A 15,085-nucleotide genomic window follows, 5' to 3' on the forward strand; every position below is an offset into this window, starting at 1 on the left:
TTATAATGTCTACAGATATTCAATTAAATTTAATTGGCAGAACACAAGAGCTTTTTGTTGATGATATTCAACATTGGAATAATAAGTTAATCGAAATTGTTTCCTCATCGAAGTTTTTAGTTTTAGGTGGGGCGGGGTCTATTGGCCAAGCAGTTGTTAAAGAAATTTTTAAACGTAATCCTAAGAAACTACACGTTGTTGATATTTCTGAAAATAATTTAACAGAAGTTGTTCGTGATATTCGTAGCTCGTTTGGCTACATTGATGGTGATTTCCAAACATTTGCACTAGATATTGGCTCTGCTGAGTATGATGCCTATATTCAGAATGATGGTGATTTTGACTACGTTTTAAATCTTTCTGCTTTAAAGCATGTACGTAGTGAAAAAGATCCATTTACATTAATGCGAATGATTCATGTCAATATTTTGAATACTGAAAAAACGATTCAGCAGTCTATTGAAAAAGGCGTGAAGAAGTATTTCTGTGTTTCGACAGATAAAGCTGCTAACCCTGTAAATATGATGGGTGGCTCAAAGCGTATTATGGAGATGTTCCTTATGCGTCAAAGTCAGCATATTGATATTTCCACGGCTCGTTTTGCGAATGTTGCATTTTCAGATGGTTCTTTACTACATGGTTTTAATCAACGTATTCAGAAAAACCAGCCAATTGCTGCGCCAAATGATATTCGCCGTTATTTCGTTACTCCAAAAGAGTCAGGTGAGCTGTGCCTGATGTCTTGTTTACTGGGTGAGAATAGAGATATTTTCTTCCCTAAGCTTAGCGAGCACTTACACCTCATTACTTTTGCAGATATTGCAGTCAAATACCTTAATAATCTTGGGTATGAGCCGTATTTGTGTGAATCTGAAGACGAAGCACGTAGCTTAATTCAGACCTTGCCAAAACAAGGAAAATGGCCTTGTTTATTTGCTGGAAGTACAACTACGGGTGAGAAAGATTTCGAAGAATTCTTTACCGATAATGAAACTTTAGATATGCAACGTTTTAATAATTTAGGTGTTATTAAAAACGAGTTAAATGTTGAAGAAGATAAATTGCATGTATTCGAAGAAAAAATTCATGCGATGCTTTCAAATAAACAATGGAATAAAGAAGAAATTGTTGATCTATTTAACTATATGATGCCTAACTTTGGACACAAAGAAACAGGTTTATATTTAGATGGGAAAATGTAATGGATACTTCTAAGTTTAATCAATTTGTACGAGACATTTATCGTACCAATAATTTTATTCCATTACATGAACCTCGTTTTCTTGGTAATGAAAAAAAATATGTATTAGATACGATTGATAGTACTTTCGTCTCTAGTGTTGGGGCATATGTAAACGACTTTGAAGCCAAAGTTCAACAGTTTACAGGCTGTGCTAAAGCTATTGCGACTGTTAATGGAACTGCTGCATTACACATTGCTCTATTGTTGGCTGGCGTAAAACGTGATGATATCGTGATTACACAAGCTTTGACTTTTGTTGCAACATGTAATGCCTTGTCTTATATCGGCGCTGAACCCTTATTTGTCGATGTGTCATTAAAAACATTAGGTCTATGTCCGAAAGCATTAGACGCTTATTTGCAAGAAAATGCTTTTATCGACGACCAAGGTGTATGTAAACACAAAACAACGAATAAACGTATTTCTGCAATCGTGCCAATGCATACATTTGGTCATCCTGTTGAAATTGATGAGCTTCAACAGGTTGTAACCAAGTGGAATATTGCATTAGTTGAAGATGCAGCTGAAAGTTTAGGTTCTTACTATAAAGGTAAACATACTGGAATTTTTGGTTTAGTTTCAGCACTTAGTTTTAATGGAAATAAAGTTATCACCACAGGTGGTGGCGGTATGGTCCTATGTCAAGATGAAGAGCTTGGCATAAGAGCGAAGCACATTACGACAACTGCAAAAATACCGCATCCTTATGAGTTTTATCATGATGAAAATGGTTTTAACTACCGTTTACCAAATTTGAATGCTGCTTTAGGTTGTGCGCAAATGGAAAGCTTAGAAGGCTTTCTTGCGAAAAAACGTGAACTTGCAGAGCAATATCAAAATTTCTTTAAAGATAGTGATATTTCATTTGTTGTGGAACCTAAAGACTGCCGATCTAACTATTGGTTAAATGCCATTATTTGCAAAGATAAAGCTCAACGAGATTTGATTTTGGATGAAACCAATTCAAATAAGGTGATGACTCGCCCAATCTGGACTTTAATGACCAGATTACCAATGTACCAAAATGCATTACAAGGTGATTTAACTAACTCATTATGGTTGGAAGAAAGAGTTGTAAATATTCCAAGTTCGGTTCCTCTGGAGTAATAAGAATGAAAAAAATAGCCGTTTTTACAGGGACTCGAGCTGAATATGGTTTGCTGTATTGGTTAATGCGAGATATTCAGCAAGATCCAGAGCTGGAGTTGCAAATTCTAGCTACGGCTATGCATTATTCACCTGAGCATGGCGAAACTTGGAAAACTATTGTTCAAGATGGTTTCGAAATTACCGAATCGGTCGAAATGCTACTGTCATCGGATACATCGTCCGCTGTTGTGAAGTCGATGGGGGTTGGCTTACTTGGATTTGCAGATGCATTGAAACGTATGCAACCTGATTTATTAGTTGTTTTGGGTGACCGTTTCGAAGCTTTGGCAGTGACCCAAGCTGCTTTAATCATGCATGTACCTGTTGCACATTTGCATGGTGGTGAAATCACTGAAGGTGCATATGACGAATCAATTCGTCATGCAATCACCAAAATGTCCAATATTCATTTTGCCGCGGCAGAAGAATATAAGAAAAGGATTATTCAGTTAGGGGAGCAACCAGACAAGGTATTTAATGTTGGTGCACTAGGTTTAGATCATATCCAACGTACAACATTTAAAAATATTGCAGAATTAAGCGAATTATATGATTTTAATTTTTCAAAACCATATTTTCTGATTACTTACCATCCTGAAACTAATTTACTAGAAGAAAATGTTGCGCCTTTATTTGATGCACTTAAGCAAATAAAAGATGTCAATTTTGTCTTTAGTTATCCAAATGCCGACAATGGTAATACTAACATTGTGAAAGCAATGCTTGATTTAAAATCACAGTTGCCAGATCGTGTATTGCTTGTAAAGAGTTTTGGTATTCAAAATTATTTAAGTGTTTTGAAAAATGCTTTAGCTATGGTAGGTAACTCATCAAGTGGCTTATCAGAAGCTCCAGCGTTACAGGTTCCAACAGTAAATATTGGTGATCGTCAAAAAGGACGTTTGCGTTGTGAATCTATCCTTGATGTTAAATTAGACGAAAATGAAATTTTAGAAGCATTGCAAAAAGCAATTCATTTCCCAGATGATGAATTGAGTCAAGTTGTTCCACCTTTAGGGCTTGGCAACACTTCTCAGAAAATAATTGAACTTATTAAAACGACGGATTTTAAAAAGAAGGCACCATTTTATGATCTTTAATCAAGACGAAATTTATGTCATTGCAGAAATTGGTGTAAATCATAATGGCTCTGTAGAACTAGCAAAAGAGCTTATTTTAAAAGCCAAAGATTGTGGTGCGAACGCTGTTAAATTTCAAACATTTAAAGCAGATAGTTTGTTATCTGATCAAACTGAAATGGCTGCTTATCAAAAAGAAAATACAGGTTCTAGTCAAAGCCAATTAGAGCTTGTAAAAAGTTTAGAGCTCACTTATGAGCAAACAGAAGAAATACAGAAATTTTGTGATGAACATCAAATTACTTTTATTTCAACGCCGTTTGACTCTGACAGTTTGCAGTTTTTGGTGAATGACATCGATGTACCTTACTTAAAAGTATCATCTGCTGATATTTCAAATTTACCGTTTCTCTATGAAATTGCATGTTCAAAAAAACATGTCATTTTATCTACAGGAACGGCAAGTTTGGGTGATATTGAACAAGCCTTATCAGTATTTGCATTTGTTATCGATAAGGGAACAGATGTTCGACCGTCTCAGCAGTTATTTAGAGAAGCTTATTCTAAAATTTCAGTACGTAAACAGTTGAAGGAACAGGTTTCTATTTTACACTGTGTGACTCAATATCCGGCATTGTTTGAAGAAAGCAATCTTAAAGCCATTTCAACTTTAAAAAATGTATTTGATTTGGCAACAGGATTTTCTGACCATACGCTTGATGAATATGCAGCGGTTATTGGTGTAAGTCTTGGTGCTCGAATTTTCGAGAAACATATTACATTAGATAAAACGATGGCTGGCCCAGACCATGCAGCATCAATGGAACCGGATGAATTTAAGCATTATGTTGAAATTTTGCATAAAACACATGCAGCTTTAGGCGACGGTATTAAATTTATGCTAGAGCAAGAAAGCGATAACTATTATCTAGTACGTCGTAGTATTGTGGCGAAAACCGATATTGCGGAAGGGGAGCTTTTAACCTCTGACAATGTCACAACAAAACGAGCAGGTCGCGTTTGTTTAGAACCAAATAAGTATTGGGATGTTGTTGGTACAAAAGCAAAACGTAGCTTTAAAAAGAACGACTTTATTGAAATTTAAATGAAAAAACTGGCGATTTTTGGTTCAGGTGGCTTTGCAAAAGAGCTAGTAGATTTAGCAATAGATCAAGGCTATCGCCATATATTTTTTTTAGAAAGAAATGCCAAAGATGGTGACACCCTACTTGGTTTCCCCATTTTGCCAGAATCAGTGATTCCGACATTAATGGATACGGTGTATGCAATAGGTGTTGCTGATCCAAAGATTCGTAAAAGAATATATGAAGCTTATCCCGATTTACCTTATCCCAATTTGATCCATTCTCAATCATCACTTGGGTATGGCATTCGGGAGTTGCTAGAACATAGTAAAGGTGTGGTAATTGCGGCTGGAGCGCGAATTACAAATTCATGTCGTTTTGGTCATTTTATTATAGTAAGTTTTAACAGCACAATTGGGCACGACTGTATTCTAGAAAACTACGTTTCTGTCATGCCAGGTGTTAATGTGTCTGGTTGTATTCATTTGAAGCAAGGCACTTACATTGGAACAAATGCTGCTATTTTGCCGGGCAAAAGCCCAGAGCAATTGAAATATTTAGGTGAAAACTCCGTTATAGGTGCGGGTGCTGTGGTTGTGAAACATACGGAACCGAATAAGGTCTATATTGGATCACCTGCTAAGGAATTAAATCGTGACTAGAGATGTTAATAAAATAATTTTGCATAAAAATGATTCAATTCTGAAAGCATTAGAACTTCTTGATTTATATGCTTTAAGAATTGTTTTGGTGGTTGATGATCATAATCAATTGATCGGAAGTATTACAGACGGTGATATTCGTAGAGGTCTCTTAAAAGGCCAAGATGTGCATGCAGCTGTTGAAACAATCATGCATACGAATCCTTATAGTATTGAAGAAGGTAGCTTAAATAACCGCCAGATTTTTGAGATCATGCGTGAAAAAAGTTATCTGGCATTACCAGTAATTAAAAATAATCAGCTAGTTAATATTATTACGCTTGATGATTTGATTCGTAAAAAACGTAAAGAAAATCCCGTTTTTATTATGGCTGGTGGTTTTGGTACACGTTTACGTCCACTCACAGATACATGTCCAAAACCAATGTTACCTGTTGGTGGTAAGCCTTTACTAGAAACCATTATCTCAAGCTTTAAAAATCAAGGCTTTTACAAATTTTATATTTCTACCCATTATTTACCAGAAGTGATTAATGAGCATTTTGGTAATGGCGAGAAGTTTGACGTACAGATTCAATATGTACATGAAACTGATCCGCTTGGAACTGGCGGTGCATTGAGTTTATTACCAGCATCAGATATTAAATTGCCATTCATTGTGATTAATGGTGATGTATTAACAAATATGAATTTTGAAAAGTTATTGGATTTTCATGAGAAGCGTGAAGCTATTGCAACGATGTGTGTGCGAGAGTTCCAATATCAAATTCCTTATGGCGTAGTTAATTCAGAAGATAATGAAATACAAAGTATGACTGAAAAGCCAAGTTACTTTTTTGATATTAATACAGGTATTTATGTCATTTCACCTGAATTGTTGGCTCAAGTTAATGCACAGTTTATTGGCATGCCGACTATCCTAGAACAGCAAATGGAAAAGAAAAATAAAGTCTTAAGTTATCCTTTACATGAATACTGGCTTGATATTGGTCATATGGAAGATTATAACCGTGCGCAAAAAGATATTCATATGTTGGGTTTAGAATAATATGAAAAATATTGCTGTTATTGGTTTAGGTAATATTGCTACCCGACATCGCCGTAACCTTAAAATGCTTTTTCCTGAAGCAAAATTAATAGTGATGTCTGCCAGTGGTCGTATTCCTAAAGAGCCAGTAACTGATAGTGATCATATAGCAGAAAGTATTGAGGAAATTATTCAGTTGCAAGTTCAGTTTGCAATAATTGCTTCACCAGCTCCTTTTCATGCCCAACATGCAATACCACTTATTAAAGCTGGTATCCCTGTATTAATAGAAAAACCAGTTTCAGTTACGCAGACAGATGCTCAAGCTTTAATTGATGCAGAAGCCCAGTATAAGACACCTGTAGCAGTAGGTTACTGTTTGCGCTATTTACCTTCAGCGCAGCAAGTAAGGCAAATGATACAAGAGGGTGTCATTGGAAACTTATATAATGCATTTATTGAAATTGGTCAGTATTTACCAGATTGGCGACCTACCAAGGATTATCGCGAAACAGTATCTGCTAAAACTGAATTGGGTGGAGGAGTCCTATTAGAGCTAAGTCACGAGTTAGATTATGCTCAATGGATTTTAGGTTCGCTTACTCCTAAATATGTCGTTTTACGTGCTTCAGAAGAGCTCGGTTTAGAAGTCGAGGATAATGCCGATCTTTTAATGACAACAGCGAAAGGAGCCGTTGTTAATATCCACTTAGATTTTTTGCAGCGTAAAGCACATCGTAAATGCCGTTTTATTGGCAGTGAAGGATGTATTGAGTGGGATTTAATTCGAAATGAAGTTGTGCTTATAAAGGCTAAAGAGCGACAGGAAATTTATAGCGACCCTGAGTGGGATAAAAATCAAATGTATTTAGAAATGGTTACCGATTTTATTAGAAAAATAAACGGACAGCCAAACCAATCTATTAGTCTACAAGAAGCTGAAAGAACAGTTGGTCTGATTGTAGAGATGAAAGAATTTGTGACGAAAGAATGAGGCTGCTTATATGAGAAATTTTGCATTTATTTTTGCTAGAGGCGGCTCTAAGGGTTTACCAGGAAAAAATATTAAACCACTGGCAGGTAAACCTTTATTACAATATTCAATTGATACAGCTTTAGCATCGGATCTGATTGAACAAGTTTTTGTTTCAACAGATGATCAGGCTATTGCACAAGTCGCTATAGAAGGTGGAGCAATTCTTATAGAGCGACCTGCTGAACTAGCAACTGATCAAAGTCCAGAATGGTTGTCTTGGCGTCATGCCGTTGAGTGGGCAACTGAGCACTATGGTTCATTTGATGGTTTTGTTAGTTTGCCTGCAACAAGTCCATTACGTAGTCAAGATGATGTAGAAGCTGCGATTTTAAAAAGACAAGCAGAGATAGCTGATATTTGTATTGCAATTACACCAGCAAGCCGCAGTCCATATTTTAATATGGTTAAGCACAACGAGACAGGTTTTGTTGAGCTTGTAAACCAACCTGAGGGCGAGGTGTCACGCCGTCAAGATGCTCCTAAAGTTTTTGATATTACAACAGTAGTCTATGCGACAACGCCACAGTTTGTGCTGAATAACTATGGTTTATTTTCAGGAAAAGTTGCGAGTATTGAAGTGCCAAAAGCAAGAGCCGTAGATATCGATGATATTTACGATTTTCGTTTAGCTGAAGCTATTATTAAAGGTGAATAATTGATGCAAAATTTATTACAGAATAAAACCTTTTTAGTAGCTGGTGCTGGTGGGTTATTAGGCACGCGTTTAGTGGCGGCTATATTAGAACAAGGTGCAAAAGTTATTGCAGCTGATATAAACGTTGAATCTATGGAAACTCGATTAAGTAGTGTAGGAGTTAATCCTACAAATGAAAAGTTATCGTTGGTTTCCTTAGATATAACAAATGAATCAAGTGTAAAGTCATTTTTTTCAACAGATCTTAAAATTGATGGAGCTGTTAATACAACATATCCACGTAATAAGACATATGGTTCACATTTTTTTGATGTGACCCTTGAAAGCTTTAATGAGAACTTATCACTACATTTAGGTAGTATGTTTTTGTTCACTCAGCAATGTGCAAAATATTTTACACAATGCCAGACTCCTTTTTCGCTTGTGAATATTTCATCTATTTATGGAGTAGTTGCTCCAAAATTTGATATCTATAACAACACGAAAATGACGATGCCTGTTGAGTATGCTGCAATTAAATCAGCAACACTTCATTTAAACAAATACACAGTTGCTTATGTCAACGATAGTCGATTCCGCATTAATTGTGTAAGTCCAGGTGGTATCTTTGATCATCAACCTGAACCATTTTTAGAAGCATATAAGAGCCATACCCACGGAGCTGGTATGTTAGATGTTACAGAAATTATAGGTTCAGTTTTATTCTTACTTTCTGAACAATCCAGATATGTAACAGGTCAAAATATTATTGTAGATGATGGCTTTAGTCTCTAATTTTTAAGGATCACCACAATGATTAATATTTTAAAGACTATTGTAAATTATGTTAAGCCATATAAGTCTAGCGAAATAGAAGATGAGTTCACTAATTTAAACTCTCAGTATTGGAAAAAACAAAATACTCCTGTTTCTGAAAATAGTTATTGCTTAATAGAGGGCCAGATTACTTGTCCAGCAAGTATTATGGATAAAGCAAGAATAGGTAAAGCTGTGCAAGAAGTAACCGGTGCTAAACCTGTTGTCTTCTTAAGAGGGTTTTATGAGGAAGGTAATGATGTAGCACATATTTATAAATCATTTGGTATCAATGATTTTTATATGTGGTGGAAAGGGTTTCTAAACCCAATCATTTTTATTCCCGCTTTATTTGCAACATTAAAGACAATTGTTTTATATAAAGATGGCAATAAGTTAGCTCACCTTAAACATAAGGGTGTTGAGGTAGGTGAGCTTATTTATGATACTCTTATTAGATTTAAGCCAAATACTTATACTATTAAACAAATTAAATTTACGCATTATAGGTTAATATTTCGAGCATTCTTGACCTTTTATAATAATGAATACTTAATTAGAAAATATAAGCCAAAATATTTAGTTACAAGTCATAATGTGTATGCTGAATTTGGAATGTTGCCTAGACAGTTAAAAAAAGCAAATAATACAAATGTTATCTTTTTAAAAGATATTTATGCGTATAAATGCTATAACTCATCTGTAAATATAAAAGAACATTTCCTTAAACCTTCGATAGAGCTTTTTAATCAAAAATTATCATCACCTGAATATTTGGCAGAAGCTAGAGCTTATGTTGAAAATAGATTTAATGGAAACATTGATCAAATAGATGTTAAAAATGCATTTCTAAATAAAAAAACTTACAGCTTAGATGAGTTAAAAGAGATATTTCCAAAAGTAGATAAGAACAAAAAAAATATTGTGGTAATGTCTCATGCTTTTTCCGATGCGCCGCATGTTGGAGAGGGTTTATTATTTAATGATTATTATGACTTCTTAGTTAAAACTCTTATTCATTTAAACGAAAATAAAGAAGTTAATACTTTTGTCAAAGCTCACCCTAGTTCATATATGTGGAATGAAAAAGGAGCAGTAGAAGAGCTCTTAGAAAAGTATCAGTTGGATAATATTTATATTTTACCAAATAACTTAAATACAAATTCGATTGTCAATTTTGCAGATTATATTGTTACAGCAAAAGGAACAGCTGGTTTAGAGTTTAGTTGTCTTGGTATACCGGCAGTAACTGCAGGTAAAGGTTATTATTATGGATTTGGTATAACTAAAGAACCAGATACCGTAGAAGAGTACTATAGTGTTTTAGATAATATTACCAAAATTGATAGGCTAGATAACGAAACAATAAATAGAGCATTAGTCTTACTTTATATGGTTGCTCAAAGTAGACGTCATTCCAAAATTTTACCAAAAAGTCATATTATGCCAGGCGAGATTTACTCAGAGGTTTATTTAGGTAAATATAAAGAAATTATTGAAAATTTCAAAAATGGTGAAGCAATGAAAGATAGCTTCTATGATGAAATTAAAAAAGACGTAGTAAATAGCCATGTTTAAAAAAGGACTGATATATATTGTACTGAATTATACAATTCAGTTTTTAAATATTATATTTAACTTGTTGTTAATGAAGTATTTAAGCTCATATCAGTTGGGGAGTTTGACTCTTGCTAGAACTTGGCAGCAACTTGTAGATTACTCACATTTGGGTGCTAGATTTTCACTAGACAGATATATTCCTGTAGCTTCAGATGAAGAAAAAAAATATTTAGTTGCAACAGTTTTATTTACTACCTTTTTAGGCTCTTTATTTATTCTTTTAGTGGCTGTGGTATTAAATGACGCTGATATTGTAGTTTCAATACTAACAGCAAGCGGTATTTTTATTGCGGTAGGAAATATTGTAAAAGCCTATTATCGTGCTACAAATAGTTTAACAAAAATGTTAAAGCTGGTTTTTTATAATCAGTTAGTACCTCTTCTAATATCTATTGGTCTATATTTTTACACATTAGATTTTAATGTATATCTTATATCTTTAATTTTTTCTTATCTATTTTTTAGTCTTATCTTGTTTTATAGAGAGAGAGAGCTTTTTCATTTCATCAAATATGAAAGAATTAAAAAAGTTATAAAAGAAATAGCACTTCCATCTTTTTTGCTATTTATAAACTCACTAATGATTTTTCTATATTTAGTAATGGACCGCTTTTTTATTGATTATTCAAGTGGTAGGGAAGAGTTAGGACATTATAGTATTATTTTGTTTGCTTTTACTGCATTAATGATTATACCAGCAACAGTTGCTGAGCTGTTGTTTGTTAAGATTATAAAACAAAGTTGCGAAGCAGGTCAGAGATTATTTTTGCGAGAAACATTAATTACGCTTGGTATTACAGTATTAGGGGTGGTTGTTGCGAATTTTTGTATGGACTACTTTGTTCAAAGATTTACTAATTATGGTTTTTTAACTGGAAAAATGCATATAGCAACGTTAGCCGTTATTCCTTTTTCTCTGACAGCAATCTACTATCATGTAATGAATGGGCTGGATTTAAGAAAAGAAATTGTCACAGTAAATCTAGTTATATGTATTATTTTAGCCTTATATTATGCATACCCTCTCTTATTTAAATTAAATTATGGATTAGATTATTATTTATATGCAAAAGTGGCAACTGGTTGGTTGGTTTTTTTAGGATATATTTTCTTTATTCTATTTAATAGAGCAAAAGAGAATGTCTGATATAACTTACAGTGCAAGAAAATTTATATAGGTTGGTATGTGATGCTTATAAGTATTAAGAATTTTATTTTCATTTTATTCTTTATAACAGCTTTTGTAATTTTACCTTTTTTATTGGATTTAAACTTCAATATTGTAGGTTTGACTTTTTTTGCTAATGTTTTATTTTGTGTTATTTACATTGGATTGTGTTTAAAAAATTATATCAATTCAATACTTTTTTACTATATTTTTAATCTTCTCTTCATGTCTTTTATTCCTTGGATTAACTATTCTAATAATGTCATATTTTGGTCGAATAATGTGTTTTCAAGTTCTGACTATATTTTTGCAAATATAATGCTATTTTTATTTAATTTTTTAGTTTTTGTTTTTTATAAATTATTTCCAATTTCTAGAAGTAAAGAATTAAAAATTTTAAAAGAACCTAATTTTTTGATTGCTATTTTAACTTGTTCTATTTCTTTGTTTGTTATTTTATATGCCTTTGATTTTAATTTAACTAAGGTATTCTTTCGTGGAGTTGAAGATGATCTATCTGATAATTCCAGTGTAAATCCATTTTTCTCTATTTTTGTAATGTTATCAAGACTTCTGCCAGCCTTTGTTTTAATGAGATATCTAGTTGCAAAAAAATATTATAAAGCGGCAGTAATTTTTGTTTTTGTTTTACTTTGTGCTTTTCCTACTGGTATAGCACGGTTTTTAGTAGCATTTATATATTTACCTTTATTGTTAACAATAGTACCTCTATTGCGTAAATCCATTAATATTACATTACTTATTATTTTTAGTATAATTATAGTTTTTCCATTTTTAAATCAATTTCGCTATTTCTCTATTAGCCAAGAAATTAAATTTTTGCCAGAAGCTGTTTTCTTTAATCAGGGACATTTTGATGCCTACCAAAATCTTGTTGAGGTATTGAGGGTTGATTTTGTAACTCATGGATATCAGCTTTTAGGTGCTTTATTTTTCTTTGTTCCTCGTTTCTTATGGAGTGACAAACCTTTTGGAAGTGGATACCAATTATCATTAGATTTAGGTTATGCATTTAATAATATATCAATGCCATTTATAGCAGAAGGTTACGTTAATTTTGGATATTTAGGATTTATTATATTTTCTATCTTTTTAGCTTTCCTAATGAAAAAGGTAGATTCATTATATTTAAGTAAAGTTGACAATATTAATTTTAATTATTGTAAAGGTGTATTTTTATGTGCAGCTATCTTCTTCATGCTTAGAGGTGATTTAATGTCATCATTCTCTTTTTTGTTAGCTGGAATTGTTGCGTTTAAAATTGCTGAAAAAATATAGATGCAAATTTTAGAAGTAGCTAATAGTTATTTAATCTTACAAGTAATTTATTCCAATAGTGAAATATTTTATTTGGTTTTTAGTCTTTTGTTTATTATTTCAAGGTGAAATGATGAAGATATTAATTAATGCTGCTAATTTACATAGTGGCGGTGGTGTGCAGGTGGCTAGCTCTTTTATTAATGAGATGCCATTTCTGTCAAATAATATCATCAAATCTTTTGATGTCATTGTTTCAACTGAAGTAGATAAAAACATTAATCAAGCTACAAAAAGTTTTTTTAAAAACTATAATGTATATAATATTTTTGGTTTAAAAAACTATAAAAATAATTTAGGATTATTTGATAATTATGATCTTGTTTTTACTATTTTTGGACCTTGTTATTATAGCATAAAAGGAATAAATCTAGTTGGTTTTGCTCAAGCTTGGATTATTTATCCAGATAATGAGTGTTATAATCTTTTATCATTTAGTGAAAAAATTAAGTTAAAAATAAAATATTTTTTACAAAAAATATTTTTTAAAAGATCCGATTTCTTTATTGTCGAGCTTGAACATGTTAAGAACCAATTGGTTGAGTTGGATATATTTAAAAAAGATAATATTTTTGTAGTCTATAATACTGTCTCAAATGTATATTTTTCTCCTGAGAAATGGGAAGAAGTTAATATTAAAACTTCTAATAAATTTAAAATTGGGTTAATCAGTCGAGATTATTTTCATAAAAATACAAATTTCTTACCTCAAGTAAAAGAGGCGTTGAGAAAGAAACATCAGAAAGACGTTGATTTTTATGTGACTTTTAATGAAGAGGAGTGGGCGAATAAATCCTCTAACTTTCAGGAAAATATTATTAATGTAGGCCCATTGAAGGTAAATGAGTGTCCAAATTTTTATGAAAAAATGGATGCAATTATATTTCCTAGTCTCTTAGAATGTTTCTCTGCAACTCCTTTAGAAGCTATGATTATGGAAAAGCCCTTATTTGCTTCAGATAGAGGTTTTATAAAAGATGTCTGCTTAGACTTCGCATTTTATTTTGACCCAACTGCTCCAGATTCTGCAGCAGCTGTGATTAATCATTTTATCGAAAATAATGAAAATAATGAATTAGATATCAAATTAAGAGCTGCAAAAAGACACGCTGAAAATTTTTCGACTGCAAGAGAACGTGCAGTTAAATATACCCAGATTATTGAAAATTGTTTAAATGAGGACGAGAATTCATATGTTTAAAGATAAAATTTTGTTAATTACTGGTGGTACAGGATCTTTTGGTAATGCTGTTCTAAAGCGTTTTTTAGAAACAGATATTAAAGAAATCCGTATTTTTAGCCGTGATGAAAAAAAGCAAGATGATATGCGTAAGAAATATCACTCATCTAAGCTTAAATTCTATATTGGTGATGTTCGTGACTACAATAGCGTTTTAAATGCTACTCGTGGTGTGGATTATATTTACCATGCAGCTGCTTTAAAGCAAGTACCTTCTTGCGAATTCCACCCAATGGAAGCTGTAAAAACCAATGTAATTGGAACAGAAAATGTACTTGAAGCGGCAATTCAGAACCGTGTTAAACGCGTAGTATGTTTAAGTACAGATAAAGCAGTTTACCCAATTAATGCAATGGGTATTTCTAAAGCAATGATGGAAAAAGTAATTGTTGCTAAATCAAGAAATTTAGAAAATTTAGATATTGTTATTAGCTGTACCAGATACGGTAATGTAATGGCATCACGTGGATCGGTAATTCCTTTATTTGTTGATCAAATGCGTAAAGGTAAACCATTAACTATTACCGATCCTAATATGACTCGTTTCATGATGACACTTGAAGATGCAGTAGATTTAGTTCTATATGCCTTTGAGCATGGTGAAAATGGAGATATTTTTGTACAAAAAGCTCCTGCTGCAACTATTGAAGTCCTAGCTCAAGCATTAAAAGAATTACTGAACCAGAAAGATTACCCTATTACCATTATGGGAACCCGCCATGGTGAGAAAGCATATGAAGCTTTACTAAGCCGTGAAGAAATGGCTGTTGCAATCGACCAAGGTGACTATTTCCGAGTACCAGCAGATCAACGTGATCTTAACTATGAGAAATACGTAGAAGATGGTGACCTAAAGATTACAGAATTTGATGATTATAACTCGCATAATACTGAGCGATTAGATGTTGAAGGAATGAAAAAATTATTACTTAAGTTAGAGTTTGTAAGAGCTTTAACGAAAGGACAATATGTAGATCCAGAGGCATAA

The 15,085-nt window shown here is 32.8% G+C and carries 14 protein-coding genes; all 14 read left to right on the forward strand.

Annotated elements, in window-relative coordinates; translation table 11 throughout:
- The first annotated feature begins 5 nt into the window (after positions 1-5).
- The 14 genes from ACS604_RS15285 (at position 6) to ACS604_RS15350 (ending at position 15,085) form a co-directional block, all read left to right on the forward strand.
- Positions 6-1,202, forward strand: coding sequence for a UDP-N-acetylglucosamine 4,6-dehydratase (locus tag ACS604_RS15285; protein ID WP_031947019.1), 1,197 nt, complete (start codon positions 6-8; stop codon positions 1,200-1,202).
- Complete coding sequence (locus tag ACS604_RS15290; RefSeq protein WP_474772141.1) at positions 1,202-2,350, forward strand: LegC family aminotransferase; 1,149 nt, start codon at positions 1,202-1,204, stop codon at positions 2,348-2,350. The genes ACS604_RS15285 and ACS604_RS15290 overlap by 1 nt, the downstream gene beginning before the upstream one ends.
- 5 nt (positions 2,351-2,355) lie before the next feature.
- Positions 2,356-3,492 (forward strand): UDP-N-acetylglucosamine 2-epimerase, encoded by a 1,137-nt coding sequence (gene neuC, locus ACS604_RS15295; RefSeq protein WP_474772142.1) that lies wholly within the window; start codon positions 2,356-2,358, stop codon positions 3,490-3,492.
- Positions 3,482-4,576 carry an N-acetylneuraminate synthase family protein gene (locus ACS604_RS15300; RefSeq protein ID WP_474772143.1) on the forward strand — a complete coding sequence of 365 codons (1,095 nt, stop codon included), beginning with the start codon at positions 3,482-3,484 and terminating at the stop codon, positions 4,574-4,576. The genes neuC and ACS604_RS15300 overlap by 11 nt, the downstream gene beginning before the upstream one ends.
- Entirely contained in the window at positions 4,577-5,218 is a 642-nt protein-coding gene (locus ACS604_RS15305; protein ID WP_192836870.1) for a PglD-related sugar-binding protein, read from the forward strand.
- Positions 5,211-6,266 (forward strand): nucleotidyltransferase family protein, encoded by a 1,056-nt coding sequence (locus ACS604_RS15310; protein WP_474772144.1) that lies wholly within the window; start codon positions 5,211-5,213, stop codon positions 6,264-6,266. The genes ACS604_RS15305 and ACS604_RS15310 overlap by 8 nt, the downstream gene beginning before the upstream one ends.
- A gap of 1 nt (position 6,267) precedes the next feature.
- Entirely contained in the window at positions 6,268-7,239 is a 972-nt protein-coding gene (locus tag ACS604_RS15315; protein ID WP_474772146.1) for a Gfo/Idh/MocA family protein, read from the forward strand.
- A gap of 10 nt (positions 7,240-7,249) precedes the next feature.
- On the forward strand, positions 7,250-7,936 hold the full coding sequence (locus tag ACS604_RS15320) for an acylneuraminate cytidylyltransferase family protein (RefSeq protein ID WP_474772147.1): 687 nt from the start codon (positions 7,250-7,252) through the stop codon (positions 7,934-7,936).
- Positions 7,937-7,939: 3 nt separating this feature from the next.
- Complete coding sequence (locus ACS604_RS15325; RefSeq protein WP_474772148.1) at positions 7,940-8,710, forward strand: oxidoreductase; 771 nt, start codon at positions 7,940-7,942, stop codon at positions 8,708-8,710.
- 18 nt (positions 8,711-8,728) lie between these two features.
- Positions 8,729-10,309: a capsular polysaccharide export protein, LipB/KpsS family gene (locus tag ACS604_RS15330; protein WP_474772149.1), complete on the forward strand. Its 1,581-nt coding sequence runs from the start codon at positions 8,729-8,731 to the stop codon at positions 10,307-10,309.
- The gene (locus ACS604_RS15335; RefSeq protein WP_474772150.1) at positions 10,302-11,498 is read left to right on the forward strand and encodes an oligosaccharide flippase family protein; all 1,197 of its coding nucleotides are present in this window, start codon (positions 10,302-10,304) and stop codon (positions 11,496-11,498) included. Before ACS604_RS15330 ends, ACS604_RS15335 begins: the two co-directional genes overlap by 8 nt.
- Positions 11,499-11,801: 303 nt before the next feature.
- A complete protein-coding gene (locus tag ACS604_RS15340) occupies positions 11,802-12,818 on the forward strand; it encodes an O-antigen polymerase (protein ID WP_474772151.1) in 1,017 nt (338 codons plus the stop codon).
- A 112-nt stretch (positions 12,819-12,930) separates the two neighbouring features.
- Positions 12,931-14,058 (forward strand): glycosyltransferase, encoded by a 1,128-nt coding sequence (locus ACS604_RS15345; RefSeq protein ID WP_474772153.1) that lies wholly within the window; start codon positions 12,931-12,933, stop codon positions 14,056-14,058.
- Positions 14,051-15,085: a polysaccharide biosynthesis protein gene (locus ACS604_RS15350; RefSeq protein WP_474772154.1), complete on the forward strand. Its 1,035-nt coding sequence runs from the start codon at positions 14,051-14,053 to the stop codon at positions 15,083-15,085. Before ACS604_RS15345 ends, ACS604_RS15350 begins: the two co-directional genes overlap by 8 nt.

It is taken from the genome of Acinetobacter sp. Li1LvA2, from assembly GCF_056156705.1.